Source organism: Alcanivorax sp. S6407, from assembly GCF_023016115.1.
Lineage (GTDB): Bacteria > Pseudomonadota > Gammaproteobacteria > Pseudomonadales > Alcanivoracaceae > Alcanivorax.
Genome location: NZ_JALKBH010000007.1, coordinates 1 through 22,437, shown reverse-complemented (window position 1 = coordinate 22,437; position 22,437 = coordinate 1). Strand labels below are relative to the sequence as shown.

Genomic DNA, 22,437 nt, shown 5'->3' with positions numbered 1-22,437 from the left:
ATATCTATTACCGGTAAAGACACGAGCCTTCACCCCTCTCGAAAGCCTGACGCAACAATGAAATTGGAGCTGCAAGCACGGAATCCGACACCGTCCAAATAAATAGGCAGCGCTGCGAGTAAAGAGGAGAAAAACACGACTTTCCGCATCAAAAAAACTGCGATTCCCGCTTCGTGTCGCAGGAATCGCAGGTAAAATTGATCAGTGATGCCCGTTTTGCACTCCCCAGGGCAGAGGGAGCAGCGGGCAAAGATCCAGACATTGCGCGTTGCTCATGTCCACGTAGGAGCGAATGACTCCTTCGCGCAGCAGAACATCCAAAGCTCGGAAGAAGCGCCCTCCGGTTCGTTGAGCATTGGGACAGCGTTTGTGAAGGTAAGTCCTCCGGATGAATCGCAGACCATCATCACGCATCCGGTTTATGAGCTTATCCAGCTCTACAGCATCTCTGACCTCTTCCGGTGGAGGAACGAACAGCTGCAGGAAATCGTGCGAGCACTCCGCACAGATGTCCGCTGCAACATTGAGCGTTTCCACAGAAATAACGTCACCATCCCCCTCAAAGTAGTGAAGCAGTGCAGCCACCCGGGCGACATTTTCACCCAGCTTGGACGCATGATCGGAAGCTTTCTCGAATTCACCTCCTGAGCGGATTGCGATTTCAATACGGTCAGCCAACTTGTACCACTCCGCAGCAGCCTCCTCCGCAAACCGAATTTCCTCACGTTCAACATCGCCGACAACTCGCGCCATGCGCGCCTTACTGAGGATTTCTCGTATCCGTCGATCAAACGCTTCCAGGTGCTCCCAGGAATTGGCCTGGTACATGGATAACCGGTCCCCTTGAGTGGATACAGGGTTGAAAACCAGATATCGAGCCCAGTGCCCCGAACCACGAACCTTTTCCCCCTTTTTGTCAGTATGAGGCTTAAAGATTTCTGGCTGGAGCATAATCGACACGGTAAGCCGGGCATCACTGATATTCAGCGCGGGCTTGCCAACGCGCGCGACAGAAACCTTGTCTCCACTCCAGAGGGAGTTCAAATGCGGTACCGCATCAAATGACTTGCCATCTACGATGATGGCACCTTCGCTTGAAACCAAGGTGCCAACCCCTGTTTCATTCAATGCATTCAACATTGCCATGGGGGAGATGTCTTCGTAGACCAACTTCGCTCGCTGGGGCTTCGCTGGCTCAGCAGCCAACAACTCAAGCAGCTCCTCTCGGATGCTGGTCAATTCATGGTCACCTCCACCAGATTTACACAGTTGCTTTTCGAGTTGTTTCTTCCGGCTCTTCCACTCCATCATTTTGAGGCGGTAATCCGCCAAGTTACGACCGTGCTCTGCTTCAATGTTGTCATCGAGCGCCTTGATTTCCTTCATAAATCTCCGCTCGACTGCCGATTTGCGCTCACCAGAAAGCGCAATCCCCACCAAAGAAAGGCTAATTGGCACTTTTGCACCATATGGCATGACCACATCAGCCAAGGACTGGGCGGCTGACGACAGCGCCGCCAGCCCTCCCATCAAACACAGTCGGTAGGGTGCCAGGAAATTTTGGTGGGCCTGCCGCACAGCTTCTCCCAAGAGAGGCTTGGATTGGCAGAATGCTGCAGGATTGATTTTGCCCGTCATCGGATATGCCATGATCAAGCCCCCCATGCCGCAGAAGTTGACCGGGACTCAACCCATTCGATGACTTCATGTCGATACCAGCCCACGGATCTGGGGCCGAGATTCACTTTCTTCGGCCAATCAGGGTCGTGATAAGGCGAACAGGGATCCATTTTGGCATAGATGGTGGACTTCGAGAGGCCAGTTATCCGCTGCACCTCCGGCAAGCGGATAACCTGATACTGAAGCGTGGAGAGACTGCTTAGCGCACCATTGCGAGCCACATGAGTGTTGCTTTTTTGAACAGAACGGCCCATTTCGGACTCCTTCGTAGTTAACAGGAGAACGAAATGTAGAAAAGATCAGATCGGTTATCGGAAATAAGAAATATCAGGCCCGGTATTCGCGGACAAGATCATGCAACCACATGTTTTTATTGGTTTTATTAAGTTTAAATAAACAAATCCTCCTCGTCCTGATCGCTCAGCAACACATCTGCCACAGCGGTGTGATAGTCCGTTTTGATCTGATGACGCTCAAGGAAGACATTCAAAACCTTTTTCCACTCTTGCTTCTTTTCTTTCTTGGCCGTTTTGTCGCGGACAAACACAAACTGCTTCCATGCCTCAATCAGGATCGGCAATGAGGTCTTCTTCAAAATATCTACATCCTTACTCCTTACCACCAAATCCCGGGCTTTTCCGACAGGTTTCCTTTTCGGGCTTCGACTCTGGGCGACCAATCTCACAAGATTCTCGGAATAAGAAGGATACGCTGTCGGCAATGCATGCATAAGTTGGCGGCAATAATCTTTATCCGCTTTCCCGCTTTCAAGCGGTTTCTCCCATGTACAAACTGCAATTGCTACATAATCAATAAGCTTTTCCGCGTTCGACAGCTCAGCCTCCTCGACTTTTGCCAGATCGCATATCCACTCAACAGCAATGCTTCGGCATCTCTCAAAACCTTCCACTTTATCAAGATCATCTACCCCCTTTTCATTACTCTCCTCCTTTCCCTCACCTCTATTCTCACGGATTAACTCTACCTCCCCGGAAAGTACTTTAATAATCAGATCACTGTCAGTTGTTAAAAACTGTATATCGCTTGATTTAATTGAGATGTTAATAGGTCGAGGAACAAAACAATTCCTGGCTCCATCTTCTATTTCCTCCATCTGCCCATTAAAGCTACAAAGAACATACTCATTCCTAGCCCTTGGACGAAGGAAAACACCGCCTCCTTCAGGATCTGGCAAAACCTCATGACTATGCCATGAAGCCAATTCTTTTTTGGGGGGCCAAGATCTATTTTCGACCAGAAAATGAAAAGGTATATAAAACATTCTCCTATTAACCAAAATCCACTGCAGCCAGCAAAGATCGAATCGAGGATCAAACCTACTCAAAAATCCAACACTGTAAATCATCACACTGGACAACATAGCTTTAAAAATTCGCCCAGAGTAAGAATTCAACCCCTTTAGAACTGGATCATTTAGATTACAGCCAAACATCAACCCTGAAACATCTCTCCGGGGAAGTTCTTTCTTGTAAATATATTCAAAATCACACCCCGTACCAGCCTCACTACCATTATCAACATACACACCCCCCTCTTTTATTTTTTTATAATCTAGCGGCGACATATTTGTTCCATAAAATTTTTCTTTTATTCCAGGAACATAGTTTCTTGTTATTGTTTTGTACTCAACCAAAGCATCGTTATCATCAAAACCGATTCCAGACTTAAAAAACTGACAACCCGCTTCCCCAAACCTAATGATTTCCCTTATCGTTTCGGGGTCCAGCTTAAAAGCCTTAATCCCGCGCTGCCTAACGGGTTCAAATAGATGATACTGATCCTCAACGGTAATCTTTTGCCCGACATATTCCTTAATGACAGAGTAGGGGGCGGCGACCTTTACATAAGCCCCCACATATCCATTGAAAGCCAGATCAAGAACCTTGCCCTCAATCTCATCGCCACCCTTAACAACTTCATCAAAGCCAACAAACAAACGCCCCATAAACCCCTCTACCTAACCTATTTCTTCGCTCTGATGTTTGCCGGAAGTTATTGCTGACCACCCCCGGAACCTACACCCGATGATTTTCCTTTTTCAAACCGTCCAAGTAATCCGCCCACTGCTGCATCATCAGGGTACGACCTTCCAGATGAGATGTTCTATTGTAGGCCCTTCCATTAGCATCCCTGACAGAGTGCGCCAACTGATGCTCAATCCAATCCACTCGAACATCCAGTACTTCATCAAGCAATGTTCGGGCGATAGCCCGCCAACCGTGCTGGGTCATCTTGCCTTTATACCCGAGCGTCTTAAGGAGCTTGTTCAGGGTGTTATCGCTGATCGGCTCACCTGGCTTGGTGCCTTCGAAGACATAGCCCGAATTACCTGTGAGAGGTTGAATTTCCTTGAGGATGGCGACGGCCTGTCGACACAGAGGAACCACATGGGGCTCCCGCATCTTCATCTTCTCTGCCGGAATGCTCCAGAGAGCCTTCTTCAAGTCAATTTCTGACCATTCAGCATGGCGCAATTCGCCAGGCCGGACGAACACCAGCGGAGCCAACCGGGCTGCGGCCTTAGTAGTGGCTGCCGCCTGACAGCCATCAATGGCACGAAGCATCTTGCCCACCTCATCCGGCTCCAGGATCGCCAGACGGTGCTTTTCTTTTTTGACGGCGATTTGCCCCTGCAGGGGCAAGGCGGGGTTGTTGTCCGCACGGCCAGTGGCCATGGCGAAATTGAAGATCTCGGAGGCCATGCCCCTGAGCCGGTTAGCGGTATAGCCACTGGTCTTTTGGGTGTGCTGGAGAACGCCCCACAACTCTGCAGTGGTGATTTCCGATATTGGCCGACTGCCCAGATATGGCATAAGACCGTTATCCAGCCAGATGCGCCGCTTCTTCTCCGTTGTCGGCGTCCACTTCTCGCTCTGGACCTTGTTCTGCGCCCACTCTTCCGCCACCCCGGCAAAGGTATTGCGCAGGGCAGTTTCTGTGGCCAACTTTTCGGATTTACGCTGCTGAGCGGGGTCAACTCCGGAGGCGAGCAGCTCTCGGGCTTGCTGCCGCTTATCGCGGGCGACCTTGAGACTTGTGCTGGGATAGGTGCCTAGAGAGAGCCGCTTCTGCTTACCATTGAAGCGATACTTGAAGCGCCACCATTTGCCTCCAGTGGGAGAAACCTCCAGGAACATCCCCTCACCATCGGAGATGCTGTAGAGCTTGTCTTGGGGCTTTGCTGCGCGGATTTTGACGTCGCTGAGTTTGTTGGTTTCCATGGCTTTCGCCGTCTTTGGGCTTGGATGTTGGCCCCAAAGTTGGCCCCAGGAGGGGCCAGATGTCAACAAACTCTATCGGACGGTAGCGGAAGAGAACCTCAGATAACCTACTGTTTTTATAGCTTATCGAGGAACTCCTCGGATGCTACCGCACTGCCATTTGGTACCAGAGGCCGGACTTGAACCGGCACGCCCGTGAAGGCAACGGATTTTGAATCCGTCGTGTCTACCAATTCCACCACTCTGGCAGTGGGGCGCGAGTATACCAGCCCGCGCGGTCTTTTCCAGCTATTCTTCCGTGTCAGCTGCAACCAGCACCGCAGTGACATTATCCTTGCTGCCACGATCCAGTGCCGCCTTGAGGACACCGGATTCCGACACTCGATGGCGCATCAGCGCGGCCAGATCCGTCACGGCCAGCACCGAATGGATACCGTCGCTGGTCAGCAGAAAGCGCTCTCTCGCCTGCGGCTCGAAACGAATCTGGTCCAGCTTCAGCTTTTCACCAATACCCACCGCCTGATAAATCACGTTGGCGCGAGGGTGGCTCATGGCTTGTTGCTCGTCGAGCTGACCGGCATCCACCAGTGCCTGCACCGGGGTGTGATCCCGGGTCAGCATGGCCAGCGCTTCACCATCATAGCGATACAGGCGCGAATCCCCCGCCCACATCACCGCCGCCTCACCACGATACACCAGCAACACCACCACCGTGGCTCCCATGGGCTTGCTGCGCATGTTGATAGCGGCATGATGACGGATCGCATGGTTGGCCGTTTGCAGCGCGGTTTCCACTGCCACCAGCCGGTGTGTGATACCGCCACCAAGGGACAGGGTTTCCAGGCTTTCGCGCACCATATTGGCAGCCAGATCGCCGGCTTCATGGCCTCCCATGCCATCAATGACCGCCCACAGGCCTTCACCATCCCGACAGACCAACGCATCCTCGTTGGCTGCCCGGCGTCCCTTGTGAGTGCGTCCCTGCCCCCGCCAGATCATCCTATCGCACCCTCTGCAGCAGCCAGATGCCCAGGATCAGGCACAATGAAGGAGGCAAGGCCGCAGCCATCATCGGGTCAGCATGGAACACCAGCGACAACTGGCCGAAGAATTGTTGACCGTAGTGGAAGATCAGCCCCGCCACGATACCTGCGGTCAGCCGCAGCCCCATGGTGACCTCCCGCAACGGCCCGAAGACAAACGAGATAGCGATCAACACCATGCCGATGGTCGCCAGCGGCATCAGCAAGCGCTGCCAGAAACTGAGCATGTAATCTGCCGTTTCCAGCCCCTGCTGCTTGAGATAGCGGGTGTATTCCAGCAGCTTGGCCATGGCCAGGTTGTCGGGCTTGACCACCACAATACTTAGCAACTGGGGAGTCAGTCCGGTGATCCACTTGCCGCTGTCCTGCTGATAGGTTTCGGTATGGTCTTCCAGCAACCGGGTACCACTTACCCCTTCAAGAGACCAATAGTCGCCCTGGTAAATAGCCCGCTCGACAAATTGCGTTTCCACCAGCTTGTGCTCATCGGTAAACCGGTAACGGGTCAGACCGTAAAGTACCCCGTTGGGCTGAACCGCATTGAAGTACAGGAACTCGTCGCCCTGGCGGTGCCAATGCCCATATTTGGAGCGCACCACCTCGCCCCCCCCTTCTGCCAGGGAGCGATTACTCTGGGCTACCTGTTCGGTATAGGGGGCCAGGTACTCGCCGAGAGGAACAGACAGCACGATCAGCATCAATACCGGCCGCAGCACCAACCAGCTGACCCGCAATGTCGATACCCCGGCGGCACGAATGACCGACAGCTCTCCGCTATTGGCCAGCAACCCCAGACCGATCAGGGTCCCCAGCAAAATGGCCATGGGCAGGTATTCGTGGATCCGCCGCGGAGAGGTGGTGAGGATATATTGCAGAGCCTGCAGCGCCTGATAATCCCCGCGCAGGAATTCGAGCTCATAAATAAAACCGAACAGGCAGTCGAGCCCGACAATGATGGCCAGGATGGCCAGGGTCGGAATCAGCACCGCGCGCCAGAAATATCGCTTGAGCAGCCTCATGCCACTGTCCTCCGGCGGAAAATTCGCCCGCCGAAGTACAGCAGGAACACCACCACCGCCACCAGCAGGTGAATCCAGGCCATATTGAGATACCAGGGCAGAGCCCCTTCATGGTCTTCAATGGCACTGCGGCACACCAGCAACATGCCCACATACAACATATAGCCCAGCACTGCTGGAATCAGGCGGTAAAAACGTCCCTGGCGAGGGTTGACCCTGGACAACGGAATCGCCGCCAGCGCCATCAACGGGACCGTCAGAATCAACGAGATACGCCATTGTAGCTCTGCCATGGCATCCCGATTGGTGTCACGGACGTCGATCAGTTCCTCGGTGGACATGCCGCGCGCCTTGGGCGGACGGCTGTCAGTCTTTTCCGAGCCGATACGCACACGGGCTTCCTTGAAACCGATTTCCCGATAACCTCTCTCACCCGGGCGCCCCTGGTACTGGAAGCCTTCTGTGAGCAACAGATAGCTGACGCCATCATCCACGATCAGCTTGCCATTTCTTGCCCAGACAGTGAGCAGCCGGCTGGCCTCGTCCTGCCCCTCAAACTTGGCATCCGCCACAAAGACATTTTCCAGCACCCCCTTTTCGCGATTGAGGTGTTCTGCGTAGGTGGCACGCTGGCTATTGCGATACCCTTTCACATGAAATCGCCCAGGGGTCAGCAACTCCAGCACGGAACGGTCTTTCTGTTCCTCGAAAATGCGCGCGACTTCCGCATCACCACGGGGGGTCACGAACAACGCAAAGGCAGCCACCAGCGCCGTGGCCATCAGCACCGGAACGATCAAAGACCTGACGATCCGGCCGCTGCCCTGACCTCCGGCCTGCAACACCACCATCTCGTTGTCCATGTACATGCGGCCCAGCACCAGCAGCACACCGATGTAGAGGCTGAGCGGCACGATCATTTGCAGGAATTCCGGCATCCGGAAGGCCATCACCAGAAACAGGGCATCCGCTGCGATTTCCCCGGCGGCCGCCTCGGCCAGATATTTGATGAAACGACCACTGACCAGCACCATCACCAGAATAAAGGTGACCATGATGGTGGTCATGAACAGCTGTCGATTGATGTAACGATGAAGAATCAAGGGGTGGCCCACTCGTCCCTGTCTGCTAATAAGGCATCAACACCGGTAATGGCAGGCATGGCCTGCGGCATCGACACCCTCCGCCTCAAAAAGCCGCAAACGGCTGAAGTGCCGCACCGGCATCCGCGGAGAATTGCGCCTAGTGTAACTGACAGGCAGTCAAAGGTGATAATGGTTCCCGGCCCGGATTGCGTTTCCTGCGTCGAGGCCCCACTATTTCCCGTTGTTGGCAGTCGCATCAAATATTGGAGACCACATGGATTTCGCAGCAACTCACCGGCCCCTGGACAAGATTAAAGCCGATGCCCTGATCGTCACCATGGGCAAGAAAAGCGATCTACCCGCCGCCCTCCCGGAAGAAACCGGCACCCAGCTGACCGCGCTGATCAAGGCTGGCGACTTCAATGGCAGCAGCGGCCAGATGGTCTGGCTACACAACCCTGCCGGCATCAATGCCGACCGCATCCTGCTGGTGGGCAGCGGTGACAGCCAGCCCAGTGACCAGCAATGGCAGACCCTGCTGCGCAATGCCGTCAAAACCATTCTCAATGCGCCGGTGAAACATGCCGTATGGCTGCTGGAAGAGAGCCAGCCCCAGTCCCTGGAGTGGCAGGTACGCGAAGGCGCACGCCTGGTTGAAGAAGGTGGCTACCGCTTCGATCAGTACCGCAGCAAACCGGCCCCGGCCGGCAAGCTGAGCAAGTGGACCTTCTGGCATGCAGAAAAAGACGCGTCTCTGACCAAGGCTCACAAGACAGGTAAAGGCGTGGCCGAAGGCGTCAACCTGGCCCGGGACCTGGGCAACCTGCCCCCCAACGACTGCTACCCGGAATATCTCAGTGGCGTGGCCCGTGATCTGGCCAAGGCCTATGACAAGCTCACCGTGAAAGTGGTCAGTCAGGCCCAGGCCGAGAAAATGGGCATGGGCGCCTTTATCGCCGTGGCCAAGGGCTCCGAGCGCCAGGGGCAGATCATTGTCATGGAATACAAAGGCGCCAAGCCCACTAAACAGGGCCCCGTGGCGCTGGTCGGCAAAGGCATCACCTTCGACACCGGCGGCATCTCCCTGAAGCCCGGTGCCGGTATGGACGAAATGAAGTACGACATGGGCGGCGCCGCCAGCGTGTTCGGCACAGTGAAAACCGTCTGCGAACTGGACCTGCCGATTCATCTGGTGGCCGTGGTAGCTGCCGCCGAAAACATGCCCGATGGACGCGCCTCGCGCCCCGGCGATATCGTCAAGACCCTGTCCGGCCAGACCGTGGAAATTCTCAACACCGACGCCGAAGGCCGTCTGGTGCTGTGTGATGCACTCACTTATGTGCAGCAGAAACACAAGCCGCATACGGTGATCGATATCGCCACCCTCACCGGAGCCTGTGTGGTCGCCCTGGGCGCCCATGCCCAGGCGGTCTACGCCAACGATGACGATCTCAGCCAGGCCCTGCTGAACGCCGGCCAGTCTACCGGTGACCGCGGCTGGCCCATGCCGCTGTGGGATGAATACCAGAGCCAACTGGACAGCCCCTTTGCCGACATGCAGAACATCGGCGGCCCGAAAGCCGGTTCTATCACCGCCGCCTGCTTCCTGTCCCGGTTTGCCAAGGACGTGAAATGGGCCCATCTGGACATCGCTGGCACCGCCTGGATCAGTGGCGGCATGAGCAAAGGTGCCACCGGCCGCCCCGTCCCCATGCTGACCCGCTATTTGATGGATAACGCCTGAGGCCAGATGCCAGAGGCCTGACGCTCCCCCTGCGTCAGGCGTCCGGCGTCAAGCGTCCAGCTTTCAATATGACCGAAGTAACCTTCTACCTCAGCAACAAGGCCGGTGACGGTGTCCGTCAGGCGCTTGCCTGGCGCATTGCCGACAAGGCCCTGAAACAGGGCCGGCTGGTGTATGTGCATTGCCAGAATGAGGCCCATGCACGCCAGCTGGACCAGCAATTCTGGCACTCTCCCAAGACAGGATTCCTGCCCCATGCCATCCATGATGAAGGGCATGCCCCCGTCATTCTGGGCCATGGCCCAGATCCCGGTGAACATCATGATGTGCTGATCAACCTGACCGACCAGGTGCCGGATTTCGCCTCCCGCTTCCAGAGGGTGGCGGAAATGATCAGCGGGGAGGAGAATGAGAGACAGACCGGGCGGCAACGCTTTCGGTTTTACCGTGAGCGCGGCTTTCCGGTCACCACTCACGAACTGGGCTGATTTCATTTCGCCCTTTCAGGACCACAGGCATGAACGACGATCGCGAATCACGCAAGCAGGCATTGCTGAAGGAACTGGGTGACATCCAGTCCCTGCTTGATGATATGGAGTCGTCCGCCCCGCCATCGCGACCCGCATCCATGGACAGCGAGCAGATCCGCAAGCTGGCCAGCGAGCGGGCCAACCCGTTTCTGGATCGACCTGCCCCCACGGCACCTGCACAACCGGCGCCGTCGCGAACGCCATCTGCTCTGAACAACGCCGATATCGACCAGATCGTCGACAGTCTGGTGCAAGAAGCCCTGCCCAAGCTGGAAAAAGCCCTGCGCCTGCGCCTGCGTGACGCCCTGCGCCGCAAAAACCAGCCATAACCCCGGCAACACCATGCCTTCAGGGCGCGACGTCGCCGCCCGGCTTCGTTATAATTCGCCCTCATTTTTTGCAGGCAACCCCTTCAGGCAACAGGCGCTGATCATGGACAAGACTTACCAACCCGATCGCATTGAGCAATCCTGGTACGAAACCTGGGAAAAGGCGGGACACTTCAAACCCTCCGGCCAGGGCGATTCCTTCTGCATCATGATCCCGCCGCCCAATGTGACCGGCAGCCTGCACATGGGGCATGCCTTCCAGGACACCATCATGGACACCCTGGTGCGCTATCGCCGCATGCAGGGCCGCAACACCCTGTGGCAGGTGGGCACCGATCACGCCGGTATCGCTACCCAGATGGTAGTAGAGCGCAAGCTGGCCGGAGAAGGCACCAACCGCCACGAGCTTGGCCGCGAGAAGTTCCTCGACAAGGTCTGGGAATGGAAAGGCGAGTCAGGCGGCACCATCACCCGTCAGCTGCGTCGCATGGGCGCCAGCGTGGACTGGACCCGGGAACGTTTCACCATGGACGAGGGCTTGTCCAATGCGGTGCGCGAAGTGTTCGTGCGCCTGCACAAGGAAGGCCTGATCTACCGCGGCAAGCGCCTGGTCAACTGGGACCCGAAACTGCACACCGCCATTTCCGATCTGGAAGTGGAAAACGTGGAAGAGCAGGGCCACATGTGGCACTTCCGCTATCCGCTGTCTGATGGCTCCGGCCACCTGGTGGTCGCCACCACCCGCCCGGAAACCATGCTCGGTGATACTGCCGTGGCCGTGCACCCGGAAGATCCGCGCTACAAGGATATGATCGGCAAGACCATTCGCCTGCCGCTGGCCGACCGCGACATTCCCATCATTGCCGACGATTACGTGGACCCGGACTTCGGTTCCGGCTGCGTGAAGATCACCCCGGCCCACGACTTCAACGACTACGAAGTGGGCAAACGCCACGACCTGCCGATGATCAATATCCTGACCATCGATGCAGCACTGAACGACGAAGTACCGGAGGCCTATCGCGGCCTGGACCGGGTCGACGCGCGCAAGAAGGTGGTCGACGATCTGGACGCCCTTGGCCTGCTGGAAAAAGTGGCCGATCACACCTTGCAGGTACCCCGTGGTGACCGCTCTGGCGTCATTATCGAGCCCTACCTGACCGACCAGTGGTTCGTGGCCGTGGAAGAGCTGGCCAAGCCGGCCATCGCTGCGGTGGAAAACGGCGACATCCAGTTCGTACCGAAAAACTACGAAAACATGTATTTCGCCTGGATGCGTGACCTGCAGGACTGGTGTATTTCCCGCCAGCTGTGGTGGGGTCACCGCATCCCGGCCTGGTACGATGCCGACGGCAATGTCTATGTGGGCCGCACGGAAGAAGAAGTCCGTGCCGACAACAATCTGGGCGACATTCCCCTGAGCCAGGACGACGACGTACTGGACACCTGGTTCAGCTCGGCCCTGTGGACCTTCTCCACCCTGGGCTGGCCCGATGATGAGGAAATGCTGCGCACCTTCCACCCCACCGATGTGCTGGTCACCGGCTTCGATATCATTTTCTTCTGGGTCGCCCGGATGATCATGATGACGCTGAAGTTCACCGGCGAAGTGCCGTTCAAGAAGGTGTATGTGCACGGCCTGGTGCGTGACAACGACGGCCAGAAGATGTCCAAGTCCAAGGGCAACGTGCTCGACCCGCTGGACATGATCGACGGCATCAAGCTGGACGAGCTGGTGGAGAAGCGCACCAAGGGGCTGATGCAGCCGCAGAAAGAAAAGCAGATCACCAAGCGCACCCACAAGGACTTCCCCGACGGCATCAATGCCTACGGTACCGATGCCCTGCGTTTCACCTTCCTGTCGTTGGCCTCCACCGGCCGCGACATCAAGTGGGATATGGGCCGCATCGAGGGCTACCGGAACTTCTGCAACAAGATCTGGAACGCCGCCCGCTACGTGATGATGAACACCGAAGCTCAGGACTGTGGCCTTGAGGGCGAAGTGGAACTGTCCATCGCAGACCGCTGGATCACTTCGGCCCTTCAGCGTGCCGAACAGGAAGTGAGCGAAGCGCTCGACAGCTTCCGCTTCGACGTGGCCAGCCACGCGGCTTACGAGTTCATCTGGAATGAATACTGCGACTGGTATCTGGAACTGTCCAAGCCAGTGCTTTACAGCGACGACTATTCCGAAGCCCAGAAGCGCGGCACCCGTCGCACCCTGGTACGGGTGCTGGAAGCCATCCTGCGGATGGCGCACCCCTTCATGCCTTTCATCAGTGAAGAGATCTGGCAGAAGATCGCACCACTGGCTGGCAAGGATGGCGACACCATCATGCTGCAGCCCTTCCCGGCCCCGCAGAAGGAGCTGATCGACAACGATGCCGAAACCGGCATCGCCTGGATCAAGAGCGTGATCACCGCGGTGCGCAACATCCGCGGCGAGATGGGCATCCCGCTGGGCAAGGCCCTGCCGCTCTACCTCCACAATGGCAAGGACAGCGACAAGGCTCTGCTCGACGCCAACCGCACCTTCCTGAGCAAACTGGCCAAACTGGAATCCATCACCTGGCTGACTCCGGAAGATTCCGCCCCGGCTTCCGCCACCGCGCTGGTCGGTGACATGGAGATTCTTGTGCCCATGGCTGGTCTGATCGACAAGGAAGCGGAGATCGAGCGCCTCGGCAAGGAAATCGACAAACTGCGCAAGGAAGTGGGTCGCGCCGAAGGCAAGCTGAAGAACCCGAACTTTGCCGACAAGGCACCGCAGGCGGTGGTCGACAAGGAAAAGGCCAAGCTTGACGACTACCGCTCCCAGCTGGCCAAGCTGGAAGAGCAGCTGGAAAAGATCAAGTATCTGTAATCACCACAGGGACTACTGCGTCATGGATGACCCGCGCCGCGCCCGCATACTCGTTGCCGCCCAGGAGGTCTTCGCCCGCGAAGGCTTCCGTACCGCAGAGGTGAAAACCATTGCGGAACAGGCGGCCGTGGGCAAGGCCACTATCTACAAGTTCTTTGCCTCCAAGGAAGCACTGCTGCTCACCATCGTTGAAGAAAATCTCAACGATATCCGCGACATCATGCTGTCCTCGCTAATGAGCGTGGAACCGCCCCTGCAACGACTGGAAGACCTGTGCCGCCGGGTGGCCCGCTATTTGGAACAGAACCAGGCATTCAGTCGGGTATTGATTCAGGAAGCCGGGGACTTCATGGGCGATATCCAGCGCCAGTATCTGGCCTTGATCGAACAGAACCTGCCGGTGGCCGATGCCTTCTTCAACGAACTACGCAAGGATGGCTATTTCGTTGCCCTGCCCACCCGCGATACCATCCTGATGATGGTCAATCTGGTCATCGGTACCACTTACACCTGGGCCCTGACCAGCTCAGGCAGTCTGGAAGAACAAGCCGCCGATTACATGAAGGTACTGATCCGCGGCCTCAGATAGGACGAGATCATGCGTATTGTTTTTGCCTTTGCTGCGCTCTTGCTGGCAGCTCCCCCCCTGTTCGCCGATACCCTGGAAACGATACTGGATGCACCGCATCGCAGCGCGGCAGAAAAAAGCCGCGACCCTTACCGTCACCCGGATGCCACCTTGCAGTTCTTCGAGGTACAGCCGGATATGACAGTGGTGGAGGTCTGGCCTGGGGCAGGGGGCTGGTACACCAGCATTCTGGCACCTTACCTGTATGACAACGGAAAGCTCTACGCGGCCCAGTTTCCGGAAGACAGCGACATTCCCTTCTATCGCCGCGCCCTGACCCGCTTCAAGGAAAAGCTCGCCCAGCACCCTGATGTCTACGACCACGTCCGCATTACTGCCCTTTACCCACCGAGCCACACCATCATTGCGCCAGCCGGCACCGTTGATCGCGTTCTGACCTTCCGTAATGTGCATAACTGGGCCAAGGCGGGTAAAGCCGAAGCGGTTTTCGCCAGCTTCTTTGCCGCTCTCAAACCTGGCGGCATTCTGGGAGTGGTAGAACACCGGGCACCGGAAGTGCGGCCACTGTCACGTCAGATCGAAACCGGGTATATGAGCGAAGGTTATGTGATCGAACAGGCGGAAAAGGCGGGCTTCAGACTGGTTGAGCGATCCGAGATCAATGCCAATCCAAAGGATCAGGCCAATCACCCCGCCGGCGTATGGAGTTTGCCTCCCACATTACGGCTGGGTGACCAGGACCGGGAGCGCTATGAAGCGATCGGCGAAAGCGACCGCATGACACTCAAGTTTATCAAGCCGGAGTAATCCGGATTCAGGAGGCGACGTGACGCTCGAGCATACCGGGCGTCACCTTGCCCAGCACCAGTGATTCGGCGATGCCGATAGCCACGCGCTGGCACTGCTCCAGACGCTCCTGGGAAAAACCGCCGTCATCAAAGATGTACAGGGAATAATTTTCCAGCATCCACAGCATGGTGCGGAATACCAGCGGATCATAGTCTCGCCCTGTGAAGCGGCTGATCTGTGCTGTCAGCACCTCCGCGGCAATGCCCTGGGCGCGCATGCGGTGAGGCGCCAGCGCAGACGAGGACGAACGCGCCTCTTCCATCATCAACTTGATGATCGGCCCCATGCTGACATGGTATTCGAAGTACACCTTGGTGGTGTTACGGATAATGTCGTTGGCGGAACCGGCCTGTTTCACTTCCTTGTGAAAGTGAATCAGCATGTTGTCCACAAAGATGCGATAAATACTTTCCAGTACGTCCATCTTGTTGCGGAAGTACTTGTAGAAGGTACGGCGGGACACATCAGAGGCATCCAGCAGATGCTGAACGGTGGTTCGCTGCAGCCCCCGCTGCGCAAATACCTGCATTGAATGAATCAAGATTTCCGCCCGAGCCTGGGAGCGCTGCGCCCCTTCCTCACGGGCATGCACTTCTAGCACCTGATTCACTACCTGGCGAATCGCATCTATATCACTGGCACGATTTTGCACCTGACACCCACCCCTGAAAATGTATACTTCGCGCTAGCTTAACCAACGGGTTATATCGAGTAAACACTGAGTTTATCCTTGCACATGACCGTTTTGTTCAAGGATTGCCCGATATGACGCCGCCGCCACACCTTCTCATGCAAGTGGTAGGCCACGGTGTTCACACAGGGTTCAACCAGCGCCGTCAAACCACCGATACGCCAGTCCCCTGTCATCATCCAGACCACAGTGAACGCCACTGAAAAATGTACCGCTGCAAAGCTCATTGTCTTGGCCATTGTGCCCGCCCTCCATTTGTTGATAACGATTCTCACTCACAATCCAGCAATCAGTAAATACTATTAATCAATGCCAGCCATAGCCCTTCGCGATAGCCAAGACTGTTACCGTCCTTGCACATTCCTCACTTGTTAATCGTTGTAAAGTCATGGATCAGATCGCCGAAACCGCACACCAACCCTTGTAGGGTGACGATATTCCACTTTGATCACCCAAGGAGACCCGTGATGAAAAACTACATAGCCCTTGCCGCCGCAACGGCCCTGCTCAGCGCCTGTGGCGGTAGTTCAGACAGCGACGCAGTTGCTCCCGCACAGACCGGTGACGTTAGTTTCTCCATGACCGATGCCCCTGCTGATGACCTGCAGAAGGTTCAGCTGACGGTCCATGCTGTCTCGTTCAAGCCAGCAGAAGGCAAAGCGCAATATCATGAGCTTGACGAACCATTGGTGATCGACAACCTGCTTGACCTGCAGGGCACTGCCTCCACCGTGATTCTGCCCAGAACCACGGTGCCTGCCGGCCGCTACAACTGGGTGCGTCTGCATGTGCTGGGCGGCGCCGATAACACCTATGTAGTCGATGACCTGGGTGGGGAATACGACCTCTATGTACCCGGACAGCAGAACGGCTCCGAGAAAGTCCGCCATGTTCAACTGGTCAGCGGGTTCGTGGTGCCGGTCAATGGTGAGGTGAACTTCACGCTGGATGTGGATCTGCGCCGGGCCATCACCAAGCCCGAGAATAACAAGGGCTATTACCTGCTCCGCCCCGCCATCCGCATGGTGGACAACAGTGAAGTAGGCGCCATCAGTGGTACGGTTGCCGATAGTCTGATCAATGACGCCAGCTGCACCACGGATCTGGAGAGTGACAGCCTGGAAGGCAACGCGGTGTACCTCTACAACAACTTCGATGCCGACACTGGCGACATCTTTCTGGACGAACTGGGACAGCCGGCCGACACCAGCAACCCCCTGACCACTGCCAATGTGGTCTATAACGGTGAAACGGATAGCTACCAGTATGAGATCGGCTTTGTACCGGCTGGTGATTACACCGTTGCCTTCACCTGTCAGGCCCTTGATGACGATCCGGAAACAGATCAGACATTGGTGTTCCCAGCTGAGAGAAACATTTCTGTGACTGCGGAAAAGACCGCCAGTGCGGATCTGCCGGAAATCATTTCTGAGCCAGTAGAGGACAGCGTAGCCAGTGAGTAAATGCTACTGGTTGATCCTGCACGGCAAACAGGCAAGCCATGAAGCGTTACGCCAGGCCATCATGGCCCGGCGTGACAGTGGTCTGGATATTCAGGTTCGCGTGACCTGGGAAGCTGGCGATGCAGAACGCCTGGTCAGAGAGGGTCTCGCTGCCGGTGCCCGGGACTTCATTGCCGCAGGTGGCGACGGGTCGGTTAGAGACATCGTCAACGCCATGATGGCCAGCGACAGGGACGACCTGTCACTGGCCATCCTCCCCCTGGGAACCGCCAACGATTTGGCCACTGCCGCTGGCATTCCTGATGACATGGACGCGGCGCTGGCATTGCTCGACAACGCGCCAGCTCCGTGCGATGCGATCAGTATCAATGACCAGTATTTTCTGAATATGGCCACCGGCGGTTTCGGTACCGAGGTGACCACCCAAACCTCGGAAGAGCTGAAAAAGCTGCTCGGTGGCGCCGCCTACTTTCTCACCGGGCTGAGCAAGTTCACCGAAATCCAGGCAGCCCAGGGCCACTTCAAGGGCGATGACTTCGATTGGCAAGGGGAATTTCTGGCCGTCGGGCTGGGCAATGGCCGTCAGGCCGGAGGGGGACAGCAGCTCTGCCCCGATGCCCTGATTAATGATGGTCTGCTTGATGTAGCTATTCTGCCCGCCGACATGGATCTGCTTGCCGGCGTTCGCGAACTGTTTGACAGCGAAGCCAGACAGGACCCGGATCAACCGGGGCTGTTCATTCGCAGTCGGGTCAGGGAGCTGCTTGTCGAAACCCCCTCCCCCATGCACTTTAATCTGGATGGCGAGCCGATTGAGGACACCCGATTTGCCATCAAGGTTATTCATGAGGGCCTGTCCCTCTACCTACCTGAAGGCAGTCCGTTACTGGGCTGACCCCAGCATCCATACCGCCGTGCCCCTGCGCGGTGACAGAGGATACGGCTGGGCCCCGTTATGGTTTCCACTTTTTCCCCGGGCTGGTCGGAAGCGACCGCCGTAGGAGCCAGCCTGCTGGCGATCTTTTGCCTTTCGCAGGCACGGTTAGCACTGGCGCAAGAAGAAGGCGCGTCGCAGGAGCTCATGCCTGCATGGCGATGGACGGGATAGCTGAAGCGTCCTTTGCCGCTGCTGTGGGAGCGTGCCTGCACGCGATGAGTTTGGTTTTTTTATGGGAGGGATCGCCTGCAGGCAGGCTCCTACGGGTTGGGGTGTTGTTTGGCTTTGGGCTTTGGGCTTTGGGGTTTGGGGTTTGGGCGTCTGGCGTGATGCGTGATGCGTCTGGCGTGTCATGACCTACTTAGGTAACAAGCATGCTTGTTATCCCTTCGGGACGCCTGCGGCGCCTCACCCTGGCACCTTCGGTGCATCGGGTGTCACATGGCAGCGCAAGCGCTGCGAGGTAGGGAAAGTAATTCCTCGTGATCCTAAACCAAACAAAAAACCCCCGTCACTTTCGTGGCGGGGGTCTTTTGTTTGGTTTAAGAGCCTGACGATGACCTACTCTCACATGGGGAAGCCCCACACTACCATCGGCGATGTGTCGTTTCACTTCTGAGTTCGGCATGGGATCAGGTGGTTCCAACACTCTATTGTCGTCAGGCAAACTGGTTTAGCTATCCACAAGGGCATCGCTAAATTAGGTTGCCTTACCGGTCGACTACTCGACTGACCGGCAAAGCCAAATTGGGAACGAGAAGTTTGCTATTCACTGTTAGCAAGCTGACTTCTGACACACTGTCTTTACGCTGTCCTGACTCGATGGAGTCGCGGGACTGCTTTGGTGTTATATAGTCAAGCCTCACGGGCAATTAGTACTGGTTAGCTTCACGCCTTACAACGCTTCCACACCCAGCCTATCAACGTTGTGGTCTTCAACGGCCCTTCAGGGGAATCAAGTTCCCAGGGAGATCTCATCTTGAGGGAGGCTTCCCGCTTAGATGCTTTCAGCGGTTATCCCGTCCGAACTTAGCTACCCGGCAATGCCACTGGCGTGACAACCGGAACACCAGAGGTTCGTCCACTCCGGTCCTCTCGTACTAGGAGCAGCTCCTCTCAAATCTCCAACGCCCACGGCAGATAGGGACCGAACTGTCTCACGACGTTCTAAACCCAGCTCGCGTACCTCTTTAAATGGCGAACAGCCATACCCTTGGGACCGGCTTCAGCCCCAGGATGAGATGAGCCGACATCGAGGTGCCAAACACCGCCGTCGATATGAACTCTTGGGCGGTATCAGCCTGTTATCCCCGGAGTACCTTTTATCCGTTGAGCGATGGCCCTTCCATACAGAACCACCGGATCACTAAGACCTGCTTTCGCACCTGCTCGACTTGTAGGTCTCGCAGTCAAGCACCCTTCTACCTTTACGCTCGTTGCACGATGTCCGACCGTGCTGAGGGTACCTTTGTGCTCCTCCGTTACTCTTTGGGAGGAGACCGCCCCAGTCAAACTACCCACCACACAATGTCCCCGACCCGGATAACGGGCCTGGGTTAGAACCTCAAACATGCCAGGCTGGTATTTCAAGGACGACTCCACAATGACTGGCGTCACTGCTTCAAAGTCTCCCAGCTATCCTACACAAGCAGGCTCAAAGTCCACTGTGAAGCTGTAGTAAAGGTTCACGGGGTCTTTCCGTCTAGCCGCGGGTACACAGCATCTTCACTGCGATTTCGATTTCACTGAGTCTCGGGTGGAGACAGCGCCCCCATCATTACGCCATTCGTGCAGGTCGGAACTTACCCGACAAGGAATTTCGCTACCTTAGGACCGTTATAGTTACGGCCGCCGTTTACCGGGGCTTCGATCAAGAGCTTCGCCGAAGCTAACCCCATCAATTAACCTTCCGGCACCGGGCAGGCGTCACACCCTATACGTCCGCTTACGCGTTTGCAGAGTGCTGTGTTTTTAATAAACAGTTGCAGGGGCCTTTTCACTGCGACCGCCAATAGCTTAGGGAGTAAATCCCATCACCGTCAGCGGCGTACCTTCTCCCGAAGTTACGGTACAATTTTGCCTAGTTCCTTCACCCGAGTTCTCTCAAGCGCCTTAGAATACTCATCCCAACCACCTGTGTCGGTTTGGGGTACGGTTCCTTATAACCTGAAGCTTAGAAGATTTTCCTGGAAGCATGGCATCAACCACTTCCCGATCACAAAGGATCAGTGGTCTCGGTTCTCAGCCTTAAGGTGCCGGATTTGCCTAACACCTCAGCCTACAACCTTTCCCCGGGACAACCAACGCCCGGTAGGCATAGCCTTCTCCGTCTCTCCATCGCAGTTATAAGAAGTACAGGAATATTAACCTGTTTCCCATCAGCTACGCATTTCTGCCTCGCCTTAGGGGCCGACTCACCCTGCGCCGATTAGCGTTGCGCAGGAAACCTTGGTCTTTCGGCGTGGAGGTTTTTCACCCCCATTATCGTTACTCACGTCAGCATTCGCACTTGTGATACCTCCAGCATGCTTCTCAACACACCTTCACAGGCTTACACAACGCTCCCCTACCCAGTGACAAAGTCACTGCCGCAGCTTCGGTATCCAGTTTTAGCCCCGTTACATCTTCCGCGCAGGCCGACTCGACTAGTGAGCTATTACGCTTTCTTTAAAGGGTGGCTGCTTCTAAGCCAACCTCCTAGCTGTCTGAGCCTTCCCACATCGTTTCCCACTTAACTGGAATTTGGGGACCTTAGCTGGCGGTCTGGGTTGTTTCCCTCTCCACGACGGACGTTAGCACCCGCCGTGTGTCTCCCGGATAGTACTCACTGGTATTCGGAGTTTGCATCGGTTTGGTAAGTCGGGATGACCCCCTAGCCGAAACAGTGCTCTACCCCCAGTGGTATTCGTCCGAGGCGCTACCTAAATAGCTTTCGGGGAGAACCAGCTATCTCCGAGCTTGATTAGCCTTTCACTCCGATCCACAGGTCATCCGCTAACTTTTCAACGGTAGTCGGTTCGGTCCTCCAGTGCGTGTTACCGCACCTTCAACCTGCCCATGGATAGATCGCCCGGTTTCGGGTCTAATCCCAGCAACTAAACGCCCTATTAAGACTCGGTTTCCCTACGGCTCCCCTAAACGGTTAACCTCGCTACTGAAATTAAGTCGCTGACCCATTATACAAAAGGTACGCCGTCACCCTACAAGAGGGCTCCGACTGCTTGTACGTACACGGTTTCAGGTTCTATTTCACTCCCCTCTCCGGGGTTCTTTTCGCCTTTCCCTCACGGTACTGGTTCACTATCGGTCAGCCAGGAGTATTTAGCCTTGGAGGATGGTCCCCCCACATTCAGTCAAAGTTTCACGTGCTCCGACCTACTCGATTTCACTTGATCAGACTTTCGGATACGGGGCTATCACCCACTATGGCCGGCCTTCCCAGACCGTTCTCCTAATCATTCACAAGCTTAAGGGCTAATCCGCGTTCGCTCGCCGCTACTGACGGAATCTCAATTGATTTCTGTTCCTAAGGGTACTTAGATGTTTCAGTTCCCCTCGTTCGCTTCACATACCTATGTATTCAGTATGTGATACCTGCCTTATGACAGGTGGGTTTCCCCATTCGGAAATCTCCGGGTCAAACAGTTGTTTGCCACCTAACCGGAGCTTATCGCAGGCTACAACGTCCTTCATCGCCTCTGGCTGCCAAGGCATCCACCGTGTACGCTTAATCACTTGACTATATAACCCAAAACAGTCACTTCCGATTCGCCTTTCGACAAATCCTCCATCACCGCCCAGGTCATTCATCGTGATAACGATTCACCATAAAGACACAAGTGTCAGAAAGTCTCTAACGCTTGCATTCTCAATGAATACTTGGACTTCTCATTTCCCAAATTTTTAAAGAGCTTGTCGAACCATAAAGATTGCGACGTCTGACCCAAAAAGTCAGAAGCAAGCAAAGTAATGCTTGATTCTGACTTCTTTAACGCTTCTACCTAGTCAACATTGGTGGAGCCTAGCGGGATCGAACCGCTGACCTCCTGCGTGCAAGGCAGGCGCTCTCCCAGCTGAGCTAAGGCCCCATTTTTCATGCTGAAAATGGTAGGTCTGGGCAGATTTGAACTGCCGACCTCACCCTTATCAGGGGTGCGCTCTAACCAACTGAGCTACAGACCTATACAAAAAGCGTCTACACCCTTTAATTACCAGACAAGCAAACGTGTGGGCCCTGAACAGGACAGATATCTTTGTCGTTAAGGAGGTGATCCAGCCGCAGGTTCCCCTACGGCTACCTTGTTACGACTTCACCCCAGTCATGAACCACACCGTGGTAATCGTCCTCCCGAAGGTTAGACTAACTACTTCTG

Annotated in this window: 17 protein-coding genes, 3 tRNA genes and 3 rRNA genes; 8 read left to right on the top strand and 15 right to left on the bottom strand. The window is 55.8% G+C overall.

What is annotated here, in order from left to right; all coding sequences use genetic code 11:
- Positions 1 to 201: 201 nt before the first annotated feature.
- From MWU49_RS14310 to lptF, 8 genes are all read right to left on the bottom strand, one after another.
- Positions 202 to 1,650: a YfjI family protein gene (locus MWU49_RS14310; protein ID WP_246973640.1), complete on the bottom strand. Its 1,449-nt coding sequence runs from the start codon at positions 1,648 to 1,650 to the stop codon at positions 202 to 204.
- 2 nt (positions 1,651 to 1,652) lie between these two features.
- Positions 1,653 to 1,934 carry an AlpA family phage regulatory protein gene (locus tag MWU49_RS14305; protein WP_246973638.1) on the bottom strand — a complete coding sequence of 94 codons (282 nt, stop codon included), beginning with the start codon at positions 1,932 to 1,934 and terminating at the stop codon, positions 1,653 to 1,655.
- 134 nt (positions 1,935 to 2,068) lie between these two features.
- A complete protein-coding gene (locus MWU49_RS14300; RefSeq protein WP_246973636.1) occupies positions 2,069 to 3,646 on the bottom strand; it encodes a hypothetical protein in 1,578 nt (525 codons plus the stop codon).
- 70 nt (positions 3,647 to 3,716) lie between these two features.
- Entirely contained in the window at positions 3,717 to 4,922 is a 1,206-nt protein-coding gene (locus tag MWU49_RS14295) for an integrase arm-type DNA-binding domain-containing protein (RefSeq protein ID WP_246973635.1), read from the bottom strand.
- A gap of 161 nt (positions 4,923 to 5,083) precedes the next feature.
- A tRNA-Leu gene (locus MWU49_RS14290) sits at positions 5,084 to 5,170 on the bottom strand.
- 40 nt (positions 5,171 to 5,210) lie between these two features.
- Entirely contained in the window at positions 5,211 to 5,921 is a 711-nt protein-coding gene (locus tag MWU49_RS14285) for a PP2C family serine/threonine-protein phosphatase (RefSeq protein WP_246973634.1), read from the bottom strand.
- A 1-nt stretch (position 5,922) separates the two neighbouring features.
- Positions 5,923 to 6,984, bottom strand: a complete 1,062-nt coding sequence (gene lptG, locus MWU49_RS14280; protein ID WP_246973633.1) for an LPS export ABC transporter permease LptG — start codon at positions 6,982 to 6,984, stop codon at positions 5,923 to 5,925.
- On the bottom strand, positions 6,981 to 8,087 hold the full coding sequence (gene lptF / locus MWU49_RS14275) for an LPS export ABC transporter permease LptF (protein WP_246973632.1): 1,107 nt from the start codon (positions 8,085 to 8,087) through the stop codon (positions 6,981 to 6,983). Before lptF ends, lptG begins: the two co-directional genes overlap by 4 nt.
- Before the next feature lie 256 nt (positions 8,088 to 8,343).
- Here lptF and MWU49_RS14270 point away from each other — a divergent pair, with 256 nt between their 5' ends.
- The 6 genes from MWU49_RS14270 to MWU49_RS14245 all read left to right on the top strand — a co-directional run bounded on the left by MWU49_RS14270 (position 8,344) and on the right by MWU49_RS14245 (position 14,931).
- Positions 8,344 to 9,813: a leucyl aminopeptidase gene (locus tag MWU49_RS14270; RefSeq protein WP_246973631.1), complete on the top strand. Its 1,470-nt coding sequence runs from the start codon at positions 8,344 to 8,346 to the stop codon at positions 9,811 to 9,813.
- A gap of 68 nt (positions 9,814 to 9,881) precedes the next feature.
- Positions 9,882 to 10,301, top strand: coding sequence for a DNA polymerase III subunit chi (locus MWU49_RS14265; RefSeq protein ID WP_246973630.1), 420 nt, complete (start codon positions 9,882 to 9,884; stop codon positions 10,299 to 10,301).
- Positions 10,302 to 10,330: 29 nt separating this feature from the next.
- A complete protein-coding gene (locus MWU49_RS14260) occupies positions 10,331 to 10,672 on the top strand; it encodes a hypothetical protein (protein ID WP_246973629.1) in 342 nt (113 codons plus the stop codon).
- A 103-nt stretch (positions 10,673 to 10,775) separates the two neighbouring features.
- Positions 10,776 to 13,535, top strand: a complete 2,760-nt coding sequence (locus MWU49_RS14255; protein ID WP_246973628.1) for a valine--tRNA ligase — start codon at positions 10,776 to 10,778, stop codon at positions 13,533 to 13,535.
- 22 nt (positions 13,536 to 13,557) lie between these two features.
- Entirely contained in the window at positions 13,558 to 14,124 is a 567-nt protein-coding gene (locus MWU49_RS14250) for a TetR/AcrR family transcriptional regulator (RefSeq protein ID WP_246973626.1), read from the top strand.
- Between the two features lie 9 nt (positions 14,125 to 14,133).
- Positions 14,134 to 14,931: a methyltransferase gene (locus tag MWU49_RS14245; protein ID WP_246973625.1), complete on the top strand. Its 798-nt coding sequence runs from the start codon at positions 14,134 to 14,136 to the stop codon at positions 14,929 to 14,931.
- 7 nt (positions 14,932 to 14,938) lie between these two features.
- Here MWU49_RS14245 and MWU49_RS14240 read toward each other — a convergent pair whose 3' ends face one another.
- Positions 14,939 to 15,625: a TetR/AcrR family transcriptional regulator gene (locus MWU49_RS14240; RefSeq protein WP_246973623.1), complete on the bottom strand. Its 687-nt coding sequence runs from the start codon at positions 15,623 to 15,625 to the stop codon at positions 14,939 to 14,941.
- Between the two features lie 50 nt (positions 15,626 to 15,675).
- On the bottom strand, positions 15,676 to 15,903 hold the full coding sequence (locus tag MWU49_RS14235) for a DUF2061 domain-containing protein (RefSeq protein WP_246973622.1): 228 nt from the start codon (positions 15,901 to 15,903) through the stop codon (positions 15,676 to 15,678).
- Positions 15,904 to 16,131: 228 nt separating this feature from the next.
- Between MWU49_RS14235 and MWU49_RS14230 the strand changes: the two genes are divergently transcribed.
- A complete protein-coding gene (locus MWU49_RS14230) occupies positions 16,132 to 17,127 on the top strand; it encodes a DUF4382 domain-containing protein (RefSeq protein ID WP_246973621.1) in 996 nt (331 codons plus the stop codon).
- Positions 17,120 to 18,022 (top strand): lipid kinase YegS, encoded by a 903-nt coding sequence (gene yegS / locus MWU49_RS14225; protein WP_246973620.1) that lies wholly within the window; start codon positions 17,120 to 17,122, stop codon positions 18,020 to 18,022. The genes MWU49_RS14230 and yegS overlap by 8 nt, the downstream gene beginning before the upstream one ends.
- 590 nt (positions 18,023 to 18,612) lie before the next feature.
- On the opposite strand, the gene rrf is transcribed toward yegS, so the two are convergent.
- From rrf to MWU49_RS14200, 5 genes are all read right to left on the bottom strand, one after another.
- Positions 18,613 to 18,728 (bottom strand): 5S ribosomal RNA (rrf, locus tag MWU49_RS14220).
- 187 nt (positions 18,729 to 18,915) lie between these two features.
- Positions 18,916 to 21,805: ribosomal RNA gene (locus MWU49_RS14215) — 23S ribosomal RNA — on the bottom strand.
- 271 nt (positions 21,806 to 22,076) lie between these two features.
- Positions 22,077 to 22,152, bottom strand: a tRNA-Ala gene (locus tag MWU49_RS14210).
- Between the two features lie 17 nt (positions 22,153 to 22,169).
- Positions 22,170 to 22,246 (bottom strand) — tRNA-Ile (locus tag MWU49_RS14205).
- Positions 22,247 to 22,324: 78 nt separating this feature from the next.
- A 16S ribosomal RNA gene (locus MWU49_RS14200) occupies positions 22,325 to 22,437 on the bottom strand; the annotation flags it as partial.

What these genes read in the sequence shown, in the direction of transcription:
- MWU49_RS14260 (WP_246973629.1), top strand. Translation starts at nt 10,331, where the DNA reads ATGAACGACGATCGCGAATCACGCAAGCAGGCATTGCTGAAGGAACTG.
- MWU49_RS14270 (WP_246973631.1), top strand. Translation starts at nt 8,344, where the DNA reads ATGGATTTCGCAGCAACTCACCGGCCCCTGGACAAGATTAAAGCCGAT.
- lptG (WP_246973633.1), bottom strand. Translation starts at nt 6,984, where the DNA reads ATGAGGCTGCTCAAGCGATATTTCTGGCGCGCGGTGCTGATTCCGACC.
- MWU49_RS14235 (WP_246973622.1), bottom strand. Translation starts at nt 15,903, where the DNA reads ATGGCCAAGACAATGAGCTTTGCAGCGGTACATTTTTCAGTGGCGTTC.
- MWU49_RS14230 (WP_246973621.1), top strand. Translation starts at nt 16,132, where the DNA reads ATGAAAAACTACATAGCCCTTGCCGCCGCAACGGCCCTGCTCAGCGCC.
- MWU49_RS14250 (WP_246973626.1), top strand. Translation starts at nt 13,558, where the DNA reads ATGGATGACCCGCGCCGCGCCCGCATACTCGTTGCCGCCCAGGAGGTC.
- MWU49_RS14265 (WP_246973630.1), top strand. Translation starts at nt 9,882, where the DNA reads ATGACCGAAGTAACCTTCTACCTCAGCAACAAGGCCGGTGACGGTGTC.
- MWU49_RS14245 (WP_246973625.1), top strand. Translation starts at nt 14,134, where the DNA reads ATGCGTATTGTTTTTGCCTTTGCTGCGCTCTTGCTGGCAGCTCCCCCC.
- MWU49_RS14310 (WP_246973640.1), bottom strand. Translation starts at nt 1,650, where the DNA reads ATGGCATATCCGATGACGGGCAAAATCAATCCTGCAGCATTCTGCCAA.
- MWU49_RS14295 (WP_246973635.1), bottom strand. Translation starts at nt 4,922, where the DNA reads ATGGAAACCAACAAACTCAGCGACGTCAAAATCCGCGCAGCAAAGCCC.
- MWU49_RS14300 (WP_246973636.1), bottom strand. Translation starts at nt 3,646, where the DNA reads ATGGGGCGTTTGTTTGTTGGCTTTGATGAAGTTGTTAAGGGTGGCGAT.
- MWU49_RS14285 (WP_246973634.1), bottom strand. Translation starts at nt 5,921, where the DNA reads ATGATCTGGCGGGGGCAGGGACGCACTCACAAGGGACGCCGGGCAGCC.
- MWU49_RS14255 (WP_246973628.1), top strand. Translation starts at nt 10,776, where the DNA reads ATGGACAAGACTTACCAACCCGATCGCATTGAGCAATCCTGGTACGAA.
- MWU49_RS14305 (WP_246973638.1), bottom strand. Translation starts at nt 1,934, where the DNA reads ATGGGCCGTTCTGTTCAAAAAAGCAACACTCATGTGGCTCGCAATGGT.